The organism is Neolewinella sp. (assembly GCF_965214665.1).
Lineage (GTDB): Bacteria > Bacteroidota > Bacteroidia > Chitinophagales > Saprospiraceae > Neolewinella.
On the sequence record NZ_OZ243970.1, the window covers coordinates 1,123,498 to 1,140,244 of the forward strand.

At 62.1% G+C, this 16,747-nt stretch carries 14 protein-coding genes; 1 reads left to right on the forward strand and 13 read right to left on the reverse strand.

Features of this window, described 5'->3' with window-relative positions; all coding sequences use genetic code 11:
• Window positions 1-22 precede the first annotated feature (22 nt).
• The 5 genes from ACOOHD_RS05025 to ACOOHD_RS05045 form a co-directional block, all read right to left on the reverse strand.
• The gene (locus tag ACOOHD_RS05025; protein WP_420460478.1) at window positions 23-1,693 is read right to left on the reverse strand and encodes an FAD-dependent oxidoreductase; all 1,671 of its coding nucleotides are present in this window, start codon (window positions 1,691-1,693) and stop codon (window positions 23-25) included.
• Between the two features lie 90 nt (window positions 1,694-1,783).
• Entirely contained in the window at window positions 1,784-2,830 is a 1,047-nt protein-coding gene (gene ilvC / locus ACOOHD_RS05030; protein WP_420460479.1) for a ketol-acid reductoisomerase, read from the reverse strand.
• Window positions 2,831-2,911: 81 nt separating this feature from the next.
• Window positions 2,912-4,951 carry a bifunctional riboflavin kinase/FAD synthetase gene (locus ACOOHD_RS05035; protein ID WP_420460480.1) on the reverse strand — a complete coding sequence of 680 codons (2,040 nt, stop codon included), beginning with the start codon at window positions 4,949-4,951 and terminating at the stop codon, window positions 2,912-2,914.
• Window positions 4,952-4,967: 16 nt separating this feature from the next.
• Entirely contained in the window at window positions 4,968-6,287 is a 1,320-nt protein-coding gene (locus tag ACOOHD_RS05040) for a Gfo/Idh/MocA family protein (RefSeq protein WP_420460481.1), read from the reverse strand.
• A 10-nt stretch (window positions 6,288-6,297) separates the two neighbouring features.
• Entirely contained in the window at window positions 6,298-7,659 is a 1,362-nt protein-coding gene (locus ACOOHD_RS05045; protein WP_420460482.1) for a 3-keto-disaccharide hydrolase, read from the reverse strand.
• A gap of 119 nt (window positions 7,660-7,778) precedes the next feature.
• Between ACOOHD_RS05045 and ACOOHD_RS05050 the strand changes: the two genes are divergently transcribed.
• Window positions 7,779-8,420 (forward strand): hypothetical protein, encoded by a 642-nt coding sequence (locus ACOOHD_RS05050; RefSeq protein WP_420460483.1) that lies wholly within the window; start codon window positions 7,779-7,781, stop codon window positions 8,418-8,420.
• Here the strand turns inward: ACOOHD_RS05050 and ACOOHD_RS05055 are convergent.
• The 8 genes from ACOOHD_RS05055 to ACOOHD_RS05090 form a co-directional block, all read right to left on the reverse strand.
• Window positions 8,383-9,150: a PIG-L deacetylase family protein gene (locus ACOOHD_RS05055; RefSeq protein WP_420460484.1), complete on the reverse strand. Its 768-nt coding sequence runs from the start codon at window positions 9,148-9,150 to the stop codon at window positions 8,383-8,385. The two genes, ACOOHD_RS05050 and ACOOHD_RS05055, sit on opposite strands and share 38 nt — an antisense overlap.
• On the reverse strand, window positions 9,147-10,412 hold the full coding sequence (locus tag ACOOHD_RS05060) for a glycosyltransferase family 4 protein (protein WP_420460485.1): 1,266 nt from the start codon (window positions 10,410-10,412) through the stop codon (window positions 9,147-9,149). Before ACOOHD_RS05060 ends, ACOOHD_RS05055 begins: the two co-directional genes overlap by 4 nt.
• A gap of 93 nt (window positions 10,413-10,505) precedes the next feature.
• Entirely contained in the window at window positions 10,506-11,360 is an 855-nt protein-coding gene (locus ACOOHD_RS05065) for a sugar phosphate isomerase/epimerase family protein (RefSeq protein ID WP_420460486.1), read from the reverse strand.
• Window positions 11,357-12,838: a YcaO-like family protein gene (locus ACOOHD_RS05070; RefSeq protein ID WP_420460487.1), complete on the reverse strand. Its 1,482-nt coding sequence runs from the start codon at window positions 12,836-12,838 to the stop codon at window positions 11,357-11,359. The genes ACOOHD_RS05065 and ACOOHD_RS05070 overlap by 4 nt, the downstream gene beginning before the upstream one ends.
• Window positions 12,831-13,673, reverse strand: a complete 843-nt coding sequence (locus tag ACOOHD_RS05075) for a hypothetical protein (RefSeq protein WP_420460488.1) — start codon at window positions 13,671-13,673, stop codon at window positions 12,831-12,833. Before ACOOHD_RS05075 ends, ACOOHD_RS05070 begins: the two co-directional genes overlap by 8 nt.
• Window positions 13,664-14,668 carry a Gfo/Idh/MocA family protein gene (locus ACOOHD_RS05080; RefSeq protein ID WP_420460489.1) on the reverse strand — a complete coding sequence of 335 codons (1,005 nt, stop codon included), beginning with the start codon at window positions 14,666-14,668 and terminating at the stop codon, window positions 13,664-13,666. Before ACOOHD_RS05080 ends, ACOOHD_RS05075 begins: the two co-directional genes overlap by 10 nt.
• Window positions 14,662-15,819 carry a class I SAM-dependent methyltransferase gene (locus tag ACOOHD_RS05085; protein ID WP_420460490.1) on the reverse strand — a complete coding sequence of 386 codons (1,158 nt, stop codon included), beginning with the start codon at window positions 15,817-15,819 and terminating at the stop codon, window positions 14,662-14,664. The genes ACOOHD_RS05080 and ACOOHD_RS05085 overlap by 7 nt, the downstream gene beginning before the upstream one ends.
• Complete coding sequence (locus tag ACOOHD_RS05090; protein WP_420460491.1) at window positions 15,810-16,742, reverse strand: hypothetical protein; 933 nt, start codon at window positions 16,740-16,742, stop codon at window positions 15,810-15,812. The genes ACOOHD_RS05085 and ACOOHD_RS05090 overlap by 10 nt, the downstream gene beginning before the upstream one ends.
• Between the last annotated feature and the right edge of the window lie 5 nt (window positions 16,743-16,747).

Sequence of the window (16,747 nt, forward strand, 5' to 3'; positions counted from 1 at the left end):
TAACAGCAGCTTCCCCTTTTTGTTACGCCGCCGTAGTGGCTTCGGCCGGCTGTGGCGCAAAAGTGCTCACCCAGGTAATGGCGTCCTCTACCCGCTTTCGCTCACGCTCCCGCTCGGCCTCCGAATACCCGTAGGCTTCGGCGAACGCGTCCAGCACCTCATCCAGTACCGGGGCAATGCTCGGCATATCGAAGTATAGGCGTCCCGACCGCCGCTCCACCCAATCCAGCGGATACAATGCCAGCTCATTGTCAATACACCAGGCAGCCTCGGCGCAGGCCAGGCGGCTCACGTCACTACCTTCCTTCCGCTCGCGTGCCATGGCGATTACCGTCGGCGACTGCTTGCCGTAATTCGCCACTAGGTAGCCCGCCCGTTCCGGGGCTAAACTGGCGGCGCGCAACTGCTCGGCAATCTCCCGCTCGTAGACCAGCACCTCGTCGAAGTCGGCAAACGGCCCGCCCGACAGCATGATCTGCCGCGTCGTGGTTTTGGACAGACTTTCCCCGTCCTCGTGCAGTTGGTTGCCCAGTCGGTCCACCACCCGCTCGGCCATCTTCCGGTAACCCGTCAGCTTACCGCCCGCAATACTGAGCAGTCCCGATTCGCTCTCAAAGATTTCATCCTTGCGTGACATCTCGCCGGCCGACTTTCCCTCCTCAAATATCAGCGGCCGCACGCCCGCCCAGCTCGACTCCACATCCTCTACGACCAGGTTCACGGTCGGGAACATCGCATTGGTCGCGTCGAGCAGGTACTGTACATCCTCCCGGTATACCGGTACGGCGTTCGGATCCCCCTTATACGGTGTATCGGTAGTACCGATGTAGGTGCACCGCAGCCGCGGTATGGCAAAGAGCATCCGCCCGTCGGCCACGTCGAAGTAGCAGGCGTGCTGAAGGGGCAGCCGCTCGCGGGCGACCACGATGTGCACCCCCTTGCTCAGGAACAACCGCTTGTTGTTCATGCTCTTGTCAATCTTACGCAAATCGTCTACCCAGGGCCCGGCCGAGCTGATGACGTGCTCGCAGCTCACCTCGAAGGCACGGTCGGCGTGCCGATCGTGGCACCTCACCGCGCGGATGTGGTGCCCCTCATCGTAGACGAATCCCGTCGCCTCTACGTAGTTGATGGCCAGGGCCCCGTTAGCTTCCGCGGTTTTCACGTTTTCGATCGTCAGGCGGGCATCGTCGGTGCGGTACTCGGCGTAGAAACCGCCGCCCTTAAGGATGTCTGCGCGCAGCAGCGGCTCGGTTTCCAGGGTCTCTTCCTTGGTCAGCATGACGCGCTTATCATCGCCCTCCACGTCGGCCAGAAAATCATACACCCACAGGGCCATGCTGGTGCTCAGCTTCCCTAGCGAGCCACCCTCCACCAGCGGCAGCAGCATCTTTTCCGGGCGTACCAGATGGGGGGCAAGCTTATGCACCACCGCGCGCTCCTGCCCTACCTCGCGCACTAAGCCGATCTCCAAATTTTTCAGGTAGCGCAACCCTCCGTGAATGAGCTTGGTCGACTTAGAGCTCGTACCCGAGGCAAAGTCACTACGCTCGATGAGGGCTACGTTCAGACCACGGCTAGCGGCATCAAGGGCCACTCCGGCCCCCGTGATGCCCCCTCCCACCACCACCAGGTCGAAGTGTGCGTGGTCGAGGCGGTCGATCTTAGCGGCGCGTTTTTGGGCGGCATCCATGGCGAGTAATTAGTGAGGCAAGTGGGCGGGGCCGCAGGTGCAAGCAATAACGCACCACCCCTACCTTGGTTAACGCCCGGCGCCGTTTATCTAGGCATTCTCCGGACGAAGCCCCCGTACCGTTCGTCCGGCCTGCCACATCTCGCTCTCGTTGAGCTCCCGCAGTTCTTCCTCGAGCTTGACCCGGTAGTCCGACTGGCTGTTGGAGTCGATGCTGCGCTGGGCCTCCTCGCCACTGGCCACGCTCCGGTAAAGGTCCTCGAAAACGGGCTTGACCGCGTCGCGGAATTTGTCCTTCCAGTCCAGGGCACCGCGCTGGGCCGTAGTAGAGCAGTTGGCGTACATCCAGTCCATGCCGTTTTCGGCCACGAGCGGCATCAGACTCTGGGTAAGTTCCTCTACCGTCTCGTTGAATGCTTCCGAGGGCGTATGTCCGTTTGCCCGCAGCACATCGTACTGGGCCTCGAAAATTCCCTGGATGGCTCCCATGAGCGTTCCCCGCTCGCCGGTCAGGTCGGAGTACACCTCACGCTGAAAGTCCGTTTCGAAGAGGTAGCCGGAGCCCACCCCGATGCCCAGGGCGATTACCCGCTCGTAGGCCCGTCCCGTGGCGTCCTGATCGATGGCGTAGCTGGAGTTAAGCCCCCGGCCCGCCTGGAAGAGCCGCCGCAGACTCGTGCCCGAGCCCTTAGGCGCTACCAGAATAACGTCCACGTTATCCGGAGCGACGATCTTGGTGCGGTCGTTGTACGTGATGCCGAAGCCGTGACTGAAGTATAGCGCCTTACCCTCGGTGAGGTAGGGTTTGATCCGCGGCCAGACCTCGATCTGGGCGGCATCGGAGAGCAAGTACTGAATGATGGTACCCCGGTCGGCGGCCTCCTCGATCTCGAAAAGGGTTTCTCCCTCTACCCAGCCATCCTTCAGGGCCTTATCCCAGGAGGCTCCACCCCTGCGCTGGCCCACGATCACGTTGAACCCATTGTCGCGCAGATTCAGGCTTTGTCCCGGACCCTGCACGCCGTAGCCGATCACGGCAATCGTTTCATCCTTTAGCACCTCACGGGCTTTCTCCAGGGGGAACTCCTCACGGGTGACGACCTTTTCCTTCGTCCCCCCAAAATCTAACGTGGCCATGGCTAGCAGTTTTCGTTACCGGCAAATATGCAACGGGCCTACCCCGCCGCCACCATTAAACTGCCCATTCTTTTACGATGGCTAATTGCCCCCCACGGCCTCCGGCTCCACCCTCACCTGCTCCACCACGACCTCGGAGTAGCGCTTGTGCCCGAGCAGGTAGTAATGCAGGGCGATGCTGTCGGCGACCCTACCGGCATCGGTACGCGGCGGCCCCACCCGGGCAGCATTGATTTCGGCGGTACGCCGGGCGCGCCGGTACACCCACAGGGGAAGGCGGGAGTAAAAATGGAGGTGAGCGCGCAGAATCGAAGTGATATGGCTAAACTTTCCCTGGCTGAGGAATAACAGGCCCGCCGCCCCGTCGAGCAGCAGTCGCACGGGTACCCACCACAGGAGCCGCGTGGAGTGCTCGTTCTTAAAACTAGTGACCAGCGTGTTGCGAAAGTTTAGGTAGGCCTTGCGGGGCGTGTCGTAGGCGAGTGTTCCGCCCCCCACGTGAAAGACGGTCGCGGCGGGCTCCACAAGCACCTTGTAGCCCGCCCGCTTCATCCGCCAGCACAGGTCGATTTCTTCGGCGTGCGCGAAGTACTCCGGCTCAAACCCCCCCAACGCGTGGAAGACCGAGGACCGGATAAACAGCGCCGCCCCGGTAGCCCAGAATATCTCCGCCACCCCGTCGTACTGCCCCTCATCGCGCTCCGTATGTCCGAACACCCTACCCCGGCAAAAGGGGTAGCCGAGAAAGTCCAGGTACCCCCCCGAAGCCCCCGCGTACTCAAAACAACTCGGCTGGTGCTCGGCCAGCACCTTGGGCTGCACCGCTCCGACCATCCCGTCCCGAAAGTGAGGTAGCACGCGGCCCAGCCAGCCGGGGGTGACACGCACGTCGCTGTTGAGTAGGACATACACCTCAGCGCTTACCCGCTGCAGGGCCTCGTTGTATCCCCCGGCAAAGCCGTAGTTCTCGGCTAGTTCGATCACGTCAATCCCGGGATGCTCGCGCCGTAGATAGGTTACCGAATCGTCCATACTCGCATTGTCGGCCACCACTACCCGGCAGTTTGCCTCGAGCTCGGCTACCACGGTGGGTAGATAGCGTTCCAGGTACCCCCGCCCGTTGTAGTTTAGGATCACCACTGCGGTGTCCGGATTGCTAGGTGTTGTATCGGCGGATGAAGCTGCTGCCTGCCGAGCCAGCACGGCGCGGGCCGCTTGTTCATCCTCCTGCAACTGCTCCCGTAGGGCTGCCAGCCCATCCAGTGTCACATCCCCCCGGAGATAGTCCACAAATTCTACGCGCACCGTCTGCCCGTACAGATCGGCCGAGAAATCAAGCACATGTAGCTCAATGATCGTACCCCGCCCGTCGCCCAGCACCGGCCGGTCACCGATGTAAAGCATTCCCTGGTGCCAGGCCTCCCCAATCCAGGCACGCACGGCGTAGATGCCATTGGCCGGTACCAACTTGAGCCGATCGAGCAGCTCTAGATTGGCCGTCGGGTAGCCCAGGGTACGCCCGATTTGTTTACCCATTATTACCCGCCCGGATAGTCCGTACGGGCGACCCATCAGCTCGCGCGCACCCACCACCCGTCCTTCCCGGAGGGCCTGTCTGATTTTGGTGGAGCTGACCGTTATATCGTTCACCTCCTGGGCCGCGATCTCGACCACCTCGTAGCCAAACTCAGCTGCGTGGTAGCGCAGAAATTCTACGTTGCCCGCGCGATCCCGTCCAAAGTGGTGGTCGTAGCCGATAACAATGCGCTCCGGAGAAAAGTAGCGGACGAGAAAGTGCTCGATGTACTCTCCCGGACTCTGCTGACTAAAGGCCGCCGTAAAGGGTACGACCACCAGGTGGTCGATTCCCTGCTCGGCGCAGTAGACGGCCTTCTCCTCCGTGGTAGTGAGTAGCCGCAGACTATCATCATCCGGTCGCAGCACGCTGCGGGGGTGCGGATCGAAGGTGATTACGATACTCTCCCCGCCCCGCGCCTCGGCCATGCGCCGGATGCGGCGCAGCAATTGTTGGTGACCACGGTGTACGCCATCGAAGCTCCCGATGGTGAGCACGGCGTGGCGGAAGGGCGGCAGGTCGTCAAGCTGAAAGTGCGTGATCACCCCGCAAAGGTAGTGACTACACCGTCGGAGCCCACCCCTGCTCGTACTCCCGCTGCCAGAGGGCCAGTGCTTCGGGATTGTCGAGGGGCTTACCCGTAGCGGGGTCGCAGTTCAGTACGCTGTTGGTGCGCTGGGCCATGTTACCGAGGTGGCAAATGGTCACACTCGGGTTGGCATCGGCGATGTTAGAATTGAGTTTTTCGTCGGAGTTTACCCCGCGGATGAAGTTGCCGATGTGGAGCTCGTCCAGGTTGCCGCCACCGGTGGTATCCATACTGACGGACGCCTCGCTTTCTTCCTCCCGGCGCAGCTCCTTACCCTGTAAATCGTAGACAATGTACCCGTTACGGTCCATCAGCACGCTGCCCTCGGTACCATAGATCATGGCCCCACGGCCGCGGTCCCAGAGGGGCATGCCGTTGCAGCTACGCCCGTCCCAGTGAATATGCTTTCCGCCGGGGAACTCAAAGCCGGCCAGCTGCGTATCGTAGGCCTGCCAGGCATCGTCGAAGGCGAAGCGGCCTCCGGTGGAAGTCACCCGCTCGGGGAAGTCCACGCCGAGCGCCCAGCGGCACATATCCACCTCGTGGGTACCGTTGTTGAGCAGCTCCCCGGTACCGTACTTCCAGAACCAGTGCCAGTTGTAGTGTACCAGTAGGGCGTCGAAATCCTGGTGGGGGGCCGGGCCCTGCCACAGCTCCCAGTCGAGCCACTCGGGCACAGGGGCCGGTTCGTGCTCACCGATGGGGCCACGGGTGGCGGCATACCAGGCCTTACCCGCGTAGGCTTCGCCGATGAGTCCGTCGTGGATTTCCTGGACTACCTTATTCAGGCTCACACTGCTACGGGTTTGGTTACCCATCTGCACCTTTAGCCCGGTTTTGCCCTGCTTGGCGACCAGCATCTCGCCCTCGGCAGGGTTATGACTACAGGGCTTTTCGACGTAGACGTGCTTGCCGGCGTCGAGGGCCATCATGGCCATGGGGGCGTGCCAGTGGTCGGGCGTAGCGATGACTACGGCGTCGATCTTCTTATCGTCGAGAAAGCGTCGGAAGTCCTGGTCCCCCTTTGGTTCCTTGCCGCCCTTTTCTACGACGCGCTGCTGTCCCTTGGCGATGGCCCGGGTATCGACATCACCGATACCGACTACGCGACAGTCGTCGGCCGTGGCAAAGGTACCGGTCAGGTATTCTCCCCGGCTATTGGTACCGAATACGGCTACGTTGACTCGGTCGTTGGCCCCCATCACCTGGGTGCGGCTGTAGGCCGGCAGCCCCAATCCGAGCCCGGCGGTGGCCAGGGCGGTTTTTTTGATGAAAGTGCGGCGGTTGCTCATGATAATCGACTTAAAGTTCACGGATTTTGATGGTGCGGAAGGCCACGGCATCGCCGTGATCCTGCAGCAGAATGGGCCCCTGGGGGAAGCGACCGAAGTTTTCCCAGTCGCGGTATTTACTGTAGTTGACCAGTGCCTGAAACATGGGGCTGAAGCGATCGTACTCGACCACCTTGTAGCCATTGAGCCAGTGCTCGACGTGGCCGTCCTTAGAGACGATACGGCCGCGATTCCACTGCCCGATCTTGTACTCCTTACCCCGGCCGGGCACGTCCAGCACGGCGGCGGGGATAAGATCGTAGAGGGAGGCCATCGTACGATTACCCATGACGCCTAGCTTCGCGTCGGGATGACGCTCGTCGTCCAGAATCTGATACTCTAGCCCAATGGCCGAGCCCTGCCCCTTATTCAGATCAGGGTCCACGAAGTACTTTACCCCACTGTTGGCCCCTTCCGCCGGTTTGAACTCGAAGACCAGCTCGAAGTTGCTGAAATTATCCTTCGTCACGATGTCACCGCCATTGGCACTCTCCCCCCCGTTACCGGGCAGTACACGCAGTTGGCCATCTGCGACCTCCCAGCCAGAGGCCGGAAACTCATCGAGCTTTGCCCCCCGCCAGCCCTCGGTCGAACTGCCATCGAAGAGCAGGCGCCACCCCTGCCGCTGCTCGGCCTCCGTTAGGGTATTGACCATCATGTTTTCTACCGGTGCCTGCACGGCCGGCATACGGTCGGCTTCGGTCGCGTTGTCGAGCACCTGGATGTTGCGCCAGCGCACCTGCTTCCCGGCCAGATCCTCCTTGATGGCGTGTACCTGTAGACAAATCAGGCCGGATGCATCCACGCTATCGACCAAGTTTGCGGCGGCCTTTCCGTTGATGTAGGTGCGCAGGTTGTCACCGATGGCCTCGACGCGCAGCTCGTTCCACTCCCCCTGGCGGTAAAGCTGGCGGGCCTCGTCGTTATAATGGAGGGGGTAGATCCAACCCCGGCGTGCCTCGTCGTATATACCACCGGTATAGCCACGGGCACTCGGGTCTATTTCTACCTGGTAGCCGTAGATGCGACGGATGTCACCGTCCTGCCGCCACTGTCCCCGCGCCATCACCCCACTGTTCAGGGGAGCATCGTCGTTGAATTCTAGGGTGAGGATAAAGTTGGAGTAAGGTCGCTCCGTACACAAAAAGGTGTTCGGAGTATTGACCACGGCCGTTCCGGTGATCGTATCACCGGAGAGAGAATAGGGGGCCTGACCGCCGTAGGATTCCCAGTTGCTGAGGTCGCGTCCGTTGGTCAGGGAGGTGAACGGCGACTGGGCCGACAAGGCGGCTGCAGCCAGGAATAGAAGTAGCGTGGTACCGGTTTGAAGCATAGGGGATGGGAAAGTGATGGTAAACCATGACGGACCGGAATACAACCGGTTGCCGTGACTAAGGTAGGGAAAGATTCGGTGTTCACAACGTACGACGACTTTTTCCGTTATTGCAACCCATGCCCAACTTAAATCGCGTGACGCCAGCGGTACTGCTCCTGTCGTTCATTTTACCTTGCACCTGCGGCCCCGCCCCGCTAATTGCGCAGGACACGCGGGATGAGTTCGTGCTGGATGCGGATAACGCCGGGGTGCAGGTATTTGTACGCCAGGAGACAAATGGCGAAATGAGCGTGCGGGTGATGACCAGGGCGCGGACGCAGGTGCAAACGGTTCGTGCCATCCTCGATGACGCAGCCGGCTATCCCAATTGGGTACACCGCTGCGACCGGGCCTATATCGTAGACGGTGGCCGGGCCGACGACTACATCTTCGTATCCGGCATTGACATGCCCTTCCCCTTTGGCGATAAGGAAGTGGTGGCGCGGGTGACACAGCACGTGGACGACCGGGGCGTATTCACGCGTACCATAGCCGGCTCCCCCGAGGCTATTCCCCCGACCGATGGACGGGATCGCCCGACGGTGTACGACGGGGAGTGGGTCGTGAGTCCGCAGACTGATGGTACGGTGCTGCTACAGGTGACGGTACGCACCGATGCCGGCTCCGGCCTACCCAACTGGCTGCGCAGGGAAATTATGACGGGCGGGCCGGTCAAGACCGTCACGAACCTGCGCCGTATGCTAGAGGCCGCAGGCTAGCGTGCGTGGTGCGGTAGTATTCGCGGTCCCCGAGTAGATTTTCCATGCCGTGCCGGTCCTTAAACTGAAAGCCGATTTGGGTAGCGTAGGCTAGACAGGCGGCGTACTTGGTCTGTAAGGTAGCGGGGGGCAACGAATAGCCGAGCGTTTGCTTTGCCGGAAGTTTCTTCGACGTGTGCAGTGGGGTGGCAGCATCAATCTCGGCATACGCGGTGGGATGTCGGTGAGTATAGGGCTGGTCGTAGTACTGGACGAAATCTACCTGCTCCCAGTACTTTTTAAGTGATTTCACTGCCTGGATGACCTGTAGGTGATCGGCATGGTTGCCGGCCCCCAGGGGATAGAAAATGGTCAACGGGCGGTAATCGTAAATGGCCGAAGCCACCCGCTGGCGGAGCTCCTCCTGGATCGTGTCGTCAGCATGGACGCCGGCAAAGAGAGCGGGGGCACTTTCGTAGCCGCGGTGGGGGGCCTCGGGGAGGTCCCAGTGCTCAGGGTGCAGGCCGAGTAGCTCCATGGCCTTTTCGTCCTCGGCGCGGCGAAGCGCCATGTAGTCTACCCCGGGGGCAAGTCCTTTATCGAGCTGACAGGCTAGCGCAAACCCTTGCGGATCGGGCACCGAACGGGTGAAGCAGGTCACTACCCGTACCAATTCGCCGGATAGCTGGCCTAGCAGTCCTCCGCACGAAAACACGGCATCATCAAGGTGGGGCGAGAACACCAGAATCACAGCAGGTGGGGTTGGGTGCGGAAGCGGCAACTGAGGTCGGCACCTTCCGCCTCTTCGTCAACGGTGATGATATTAGTCCAGGCGGTATCGACCTGCTTATTGGTTATGCGTCGATATTCCCCTTCGATCTGTGCGGCCACCACGGGCCAGGAATACGTGGCGTGCACTTCGTCCAGGGCGGTGGTGGCAAGTTTGCGGCGTAGCTCCGGCTGCTCGAGGAGCGAGCGGGTAGCGGCGGTGAGGGCGGTCAGATCACCGGCCTCGACCAGTAGTCCGTTTTCGCCGTCGCGTACGCAGTCGACCACGCCGACCGTACGGGTACTGACGATGGGCAGCCCGCTGGCCATGGCCTCGAGGATGGTATTGGAAAAGCCTTCGGCGTAGGTGGGGCTCAGAAAGATATCGCCGGCGTGGTACCGGGCGGGCGCATCGGCGTAGGCTACCTCACCGGGAAATTCCGTGCAGTCGGCGATACCTAGCTCGTGCGCGAGGGCCACCGTGGCATCGAAGTCCGGTCCGATACCGGAGACAATGAGCCGAATGGCGAAGCCGGCCTCGATCAATGCCTTACCGCAGTGGATAAAATCGAGGCTCCCCTTGCGCGCGTCCACTCGCCCGTGGTAAAGCAGTCGGGCCGGTGCGCGCAACTCCCCTACCCCCGTCGAGCGGGGGCGGAACTGCTCGGTATTCGTCGCTCCCGGAATGATCGTGAAGCGCTCCGCTGCGGTGCCGTGATTGTCGACCACCTCGTCGCGAAAGCTATCACAACCGATAACCAGCGCCATGCTGTGATCGAGCACGGCCTGCATGGCCCGGTGGTGGGTAGTGCAGCAGAGCCCCACCCAGTGCCCGTCGCCCCCCTGAATAGATACCACGTTAGGAATACCGAGCCGCCGACTTACCTCCAGGGCGGCCAGTCCGGTGGGATAGGCATACTGAGCGTGCACCACATCGAAGGGCCGCTCAGCGTGCAGGCGCTCGGCCAGCGCGACCATGGCGCGGGTGTCGGCTTCGAAGTCGGCGGGGGGGTTATCGACGCCCTGCTCCTCGCCGATGGACCGCAGTCCGTGCACGTCCATCCAGGGCTCATCCGGCGGAGGTCCGCCACCGTAGATGCGCACCCCGGTGGGGTCCTCCCGGTACTGGCTGATCATCACCACCGCGTGGCCGCGCTCACTCAGTGCCTTGGTCAGGTTGCGGGCGTAAACGCTCATGCCGGAGACGGCGGGGAAGTAGCGGCGGGAAATGAAACAGATGCGCACGGTGTAAGGGGGTAAATGGGTTAGGGGAAGGGCCCCTTGCACGTAGCGCTTGGGGCCTTTGCGCGTTCGGTCAAGTAGGCAAACAGCGACGAATCACCTATCCAACGACTCCTCCACCTCCCGCAGATAAGCAATGCTCTGCGGGATGGCGTGGTGGGCCCGCACGCTTTCGCGACTCAGCTCTACGCAGACCAGGCGGTCGAACCTAACATCATGTAGGGCTTCTAACAGCGGCTTAATTGCCATGTCGCCCTCGTGGAGGGGCAGGTGGAGGTGCTGGCCCTGGTTCATGCCCTCGATGGATACGGTGCCGAGGCGGTCGGCGTAGCGGTGTACGGCCCGGGCGGGATCGTCCTCACCGGTGACCCAGACGTGGCCGAGATCGAGCGCCAGGTGAAGGCTGTCCTGGAGGGAGGGATGGGTATCGAGCAGGCGCTGGTAGTCGGCATTGGTTTCGATGAACATGCCGGGTTCCGGCTCCAGGCTAATGTGGACATCCTCCTGCTCCGCATAATCGGCTACTTTCAAAAGCCCCTCGCCGAGGTGGTGGTAAGCTTCTTTTTCGGCGACGGCCTGCTTACGCACGCCGGCCCAGAACGAAACCGTCTCGGCGTGCAGGAGCTTCGCAATATCGACGGCCCGCTTGAGAAAGGCTATTCGGCGGGCGCGGTCCTGGGGCAGGGGACTGATAAGGGTAGGCTCGTGCTTCTCTTTGGGATCGAGCAGGTAGCGGGCACCGGTCTCGATGACTACGCTGAGCCCGTGCTCTTCCAGGAGACGGTGGACGTTGTGGGTATCGGCCTGCCAGCGCTCGCCAAAGGGGTCGAGGTGGTGCCAATCAAGGGTGAGTGCAACTCCGTCGTAGCCAGCCTCGGCAATCAGTCGTAGGGCGTCCGGAAGCCTGTGGTGCGCCGCTCCATTGGTGTTATACGCGTAACGCAGTTTCATGCGATGATAGATTTGCTCTCAAAGTAGTCTTCCTCCAGGGCTATGGGAGCAGCGTGGGCGGTGGGCTCCCGGTACAGTCCGTAGAGCGGCTCAATCAGCGCATCGAGCCGGGCGGTGTTGAGGTAGAAGGGCCCCCCTAACTCCCGCTCCCGCTGATCCGTAAGTCGAATGCGCGCGCAGCCCGCTGCTGGCGCACGGCTCAGCAACTTAAAGGGGTCGTCGTGCAGCAGCCGTTGTACGCCGCGGTGGCCAATGCGTTGGTAACTACCAAACTCCATCTCCATATCCGGCACCACCACCTTCACGGCGTGGCAGTCGGGGCCGGCGGTGGCGGCACGGAACACGTAGGGTTCCATACCGTTTTCGGCTAGATGGCGGAGCACGTACTGCAATCGCTCGGGCACCTCCGCTTGCGGCAGCGTCGGAAGATCGGTAGCGGCGACGGTTTCGCGGTGGCTAAAGACACTACCCGCCAGCCGCTGCCGTACGACGGACTTATCGGAGGTGACAAACTCTACCATGGCACGCAGTGCCCGCTCCTCCTCGGTGTCGAGGTCGATTGCTGCCCGGATACGGTCGAAATAGTCATCGGGCACATCGCCATCCAGTCGCCGAAAGGGTAGATTGTTGAAGCGTTTGCGACTATGGCTACTGGCGCATTCGAGCACCGCCTTGCGCAAGGCCCTATTGATGTCGGGGTCGGCAGCCTCTCCGCAGGCCGTAGCACTTAGTCCGAAGGCATCGGAGCTTACGTCATCGCCAACCGCGTAAACGCTGGCGCAGCCACAGGTTACCCGGGCCAGCTTGAGCGTGACATCCAGGCCTTTGCCTCTGAGGTAAGCGATGATCTCCCGCACGGACTCACTCACGGTAGCGGGATCGATGACCCGACCGCGATCCAGCGCCCTAAAGCTATCGGCGTTGCCGTCGCGCTGCAGGAGCTCGAGCAGGGCGTGGAGGATGGCACGCTCCTCGGTATCGCCCGCTCCGGTGCCGTTGGAAATACAGGTCGTCAGCTTATTGCCGTAGTCCGGAAGCTCCCAGTCACCGCTCACTACGAACTCGGCCGGACACCAGACCCGGGCCCCATCCCGCAGCCGCTCAATCGGCACCCAGCGTAGGCGGGAATCCGTAGTATACGGGGATCCGGCCGGCAGGACCAGCGTTAGCGGATCAAGCACCCCATCCTTCCCGTGTTCGTGTACCAACTCCCCGTAGCTAGCCTCCCGGATGGGCAGTTCGGGAAAGGAAAGTTGCAGGTGGCAGTCTTCCGCAAGCTCGCCGTATGCGCCCACCAGGGCCTCGGTCTCGTTGGCTCCGTAACCGATGCCACTGTAGTAGCTATCCGGCGTGAACAGATCGACGTTATAGATCGGGATTCCCAAGTAATCGGCCCCGTCAATGCGTAGGGTTTCATAAGTGCCGTGGGGCAGGGAATTTCGGTAGGCAGAGAGGGCACGGTCCAGCTGATCAGACATACGCATGGAGGCTTGTTAGCGGCACCGGGCTGGTGTGGATGCCATGGGTTAGTAGGTAATCGATAAGTGCGGTAGCCAGAGCCTGGTTCACCCCCCGGCCGAATTCAAAGGGGGTACAGACGTGGGCGAAATCAAAGCGACCGAACACCTCGCGGTAGTGCAAGAGTTCGTCGCGCGTCAGTGGGATGGCGTAGTGGTAGCCCTTGTGGCAGCTCAGGGCAACGGGCCTCCCGGCGGCATCGAAGTCGATCTTGAGAGCGTCGCCCAGAAAAAGGATGCGGCGGGGGTGATCGTACAGGGCGGTCTGCCCCTCGTAGTGCCCCCCCAGCCGCAGCATCTCGTGCTCCGCATCAATGGCGTGAAAGTCGTCGATGGGGTGATTGACCCGAAAGGCCTTCGTGTACTTCAGATCGTCCTTATGAATGATGAGCTCGGGGTCGAAGAATTCCTGTAGCTGCCAGAGCGCCCCGTACCCGTGGGGGTGGGAGGCGGCCAGGACCTGGATGCCGCCCAGTACCTCTAGCTGCTTGCGCGAGGCCTCATCGTAGAACGGCGCGGCCTCGAAGGCAATGTTGCCTGCCTCCCGCTGTAGCAGCCAGCCGTGGGAGCCCAGGCCGAGCTGCGGGGTGGTCCAGAATTCCCAGAGCCCCGGTAGGGTTTCCTGCCACCTAGTAGAAAACTGCGCCGGAGCCTCTGCGATGGGTAGGTAGGTAAAATCGTCCTGCGGCAGCGCGTTTCTTACGTCAGTGCAATTGGGGCAGGCCACGGGTTCGCGGCTAGCGAACCAGAGGATCCAGCCCCCACAGTGGGTACAAGCGTAGTGCGTCAGGGCCATAGGGTAGGATTTGCTGCCAGGGCATCGTCGAGTAGTTTCGCGAGCCGGAGATCGTCGTTCAAGGTACGTTGCGGATAGGTAGCGAGCCCCTGCCGCTGGCGCAGAAAGGTATCGAGCTGCAGGTAGAAGGGGCTCGTCGTTCCATCAAAGGGCAGCACCTGTGCTCCGCCGCCCAGCTGTGCCGCCGGGAAAAAGGTAAGGGTACCGCCGGGGTCCTGCCCCATCGTATTCTCGGCCGTGAGCATGCCCTCGGTGCCGATGAGTTCGATGCGGCGGCGGGGTAGTCTCTCCGGACGGTTATAGCCAACCGTGTGCACGCCAAGTGCACCCCCCCGAAACGCCATACTGAGCACGCCGCCGTCGTCTACGGTGTAATCCTGCACGGCGCGTTGCTGGAAAAGCTGTAGGTCCACGATGGCCTGACCGAGCAGCAGCTCTAGTAGATCGAGTCCGTGAGGTGCCAGGTCGATAATGGCCCCGCCGCCGGCCCGTGCGGGGTCGATGCGCCAATTGTCGGCACTCCAGCCGGCGGGCAGCCAGCAGGCGTAGTCAAGACGCACCTGAGTGATGGTACCCAACCTTCCCGCCGCCACCCAGTCGCGCATCAGCCGGTGGGCCGGGTGGTAGCGCTGATCGTAGGCCGTGGCGTAGTGCACCCCCGCCGCCCGCACCGCCCGCCCAAGCTCCTCGGCAGCGGCATAGGTGTGGGCTAGGGGTTTCTCGCAGAGTACGTCGAGTCCCGCCGTGGTGCAGGCCGCCACGTGCTGCGGATGGAGGTAATTGGGGGAGGCTACGTACACGGCGTCCAGTACTTCGGCGGCGAGCATACTTTGGACGGAGGTGTAAGGACGCACCCCACCGGGCAGGTTCACAAAGTCTTCTTTCCGCACACTGACCACGGCACAGAGCTCCGTCTGCGGGTGCGCCTCCAGGGCGGGCAGCATGTAGTCCTGCGCCACCCAACCGAAGCCGACGATACCAAAGCGGGTCACCATCGGGGGGGTAGGTTAAGCAGCGCCTGGCGGCGGTAGAGGGAAAGGCGCTCCTGCTCGCAGAGGTCGCCTACCTGCCGGGAGCCGGTTGTAAGCTGCTGCACCAGGGGGTCGGCCACAAGATCCGTAAGCGCATACGGACCGATGTGCGCGGCGTCCTCCTGGTACTCCCGTTGCCATCCCCGCGTAGGCCAGCGTACCTCCCCCAGGGCCAGTAGGGGATTCTGTTGAAGGTCACTTAGTGCGGGCCCAAAGTGCAACTGCTCTGCGGTGGGTAGGGGGTCTCCCTCCATCCAGGCTACCGCACTGCTGTGCTGGGTCGCCGCGGTTGGTAAACCCGCGGTGAACCAGGCGGTACCGTACGAGCGGTCGTCCTCAATAGTGCCCGGGGTCAACTGGCGATAGACAGCGAGCGTCTCGGCAAAGCCGACCCGGTGCTGGTCGAGCCGGGTGTGCACGTGCCCCACTGCTACCCTACCCCCGGCCGCTACGCGACGCATGTTGTCGAGCGCCGACTGCTTGTGCTCAAAGAAGTACAGGGCATCGTGACAGAGTACGGTGCACCGCTCGGCCGGCCCGACCACCGTTCCAGTTTCCACATCACCGCAGATCAGGGTCCCGGTTACCCCCATAAACCGACGCGCCAGCCAGAGCTTGGCCCACACAATGTCTACGCCTACGGTCCTGACGCCCATCGACTCCAGTTCCCGTAAAAAATGGCCAATGCCACAGGCATACTCGACCACCCGGCCGCCGCGATTGGGCACACTTAGCTCCAGCAATCGGAGGCCCCCCACGAAGGTTGGCGAGGACCAACGGTAGGTGAAATAGTCCGCAACCGGGCCGAAATTGAGCAGCGCCATAGCCCGGCGCAGTGTCAGTTCCTGCCCAGCACCTAGTAAAGTATTCAACGCGGCAGTATCCGGTGGACTAGTTGGACTGAAGCGATCCTGATCCGCCAGTAGCAACCTCAATGCCTGGCCCTCCCGGTCAGCCTGTAGGGCTTCGACTACGGCTCGGCGCAGTTCTTCCTTGGTCCGCAAGTAGGCAATGCCCTCCACCACGGGCCACAGTCGTTCCCCGTCGCTGAGCAGTTGCGGTCCCCGCGGCACCAGGGGGCGGCCGTTCGTGGGGCTACACAGCACTACCCCCATAAGCCGGTGGCACTTAGCAGCTCGGTCTGGAAATCCTTGAGTGGACCGGGGTGTACCAGGTCCAGCTCACCCAGGATATCCTGATCGGTGACCGCAGCGGCGCGCGTTCGCCACTTCACGTCGATGACCCGGTCGAGCACGTCCCCGGCACTGATGGCCAGCCCTTCCGGCGTGTCAATTCGCTCGTGGTGGTAGAGTGCCTCCGTGATGCGGGGCCGCAACTGCGACGGGAACTGCGCGAGCGCTTCCGCCCGGCAGTTCTGGATAACCTGCTGAAGGTGACGGCCCAGACAGAGCTCTCCGGCGTAGCCACAGTCGGGTAGGTAGGCATTGTGCAGGTGATGGGCCAGCGCGCCCAGGAAGGCCGTGCCCGGATCAGCTCCGTACTGCTCGGCAAAGAGCACGGCGTAGACGGCCGCCATCAGGCAGTGGTCGGAGTGCATCTCCGGCGGGCTTAGGACCAAGCGGGGCAGTTCCGGATGCGTGGCGCCGGCTCGCGGTTGGTCGCAGAGCACCACGAGGGCTTCGGGAAGGTGTTCGTGCACCTGTTCGGCGTGACCGGCGAACTGTTGCGCCAGGTCGGGAATCCCCGTCGCAAGTCGATCGTACAACTGCCCCTCCAGGACCCTACCACCGGTGCGGCGTAGCGCGTTGTGCAGCACCTCCGCTATCTCAGTTTCATCCACTCCGGCCACCGTGAAGAAGCGCTCATCCGCTCCCGGAAACAGTACATTGATCAGTGCAACCAGTGTAGTACGTAAAGCCACCGCTGTCGTATCGTCTCCCCGCAAAACTCGCATCCAGGCCTCGCAAAACAGCTCCGTAGCGATACTATGGGGCAGGTGGGCGGGGTGCAGTCGTTTCAGGTCCTGCAGCTCGGTCAGCAAAGCTGCGGTACGTACTAAATCGAGGGTCGGCGACATCGGCG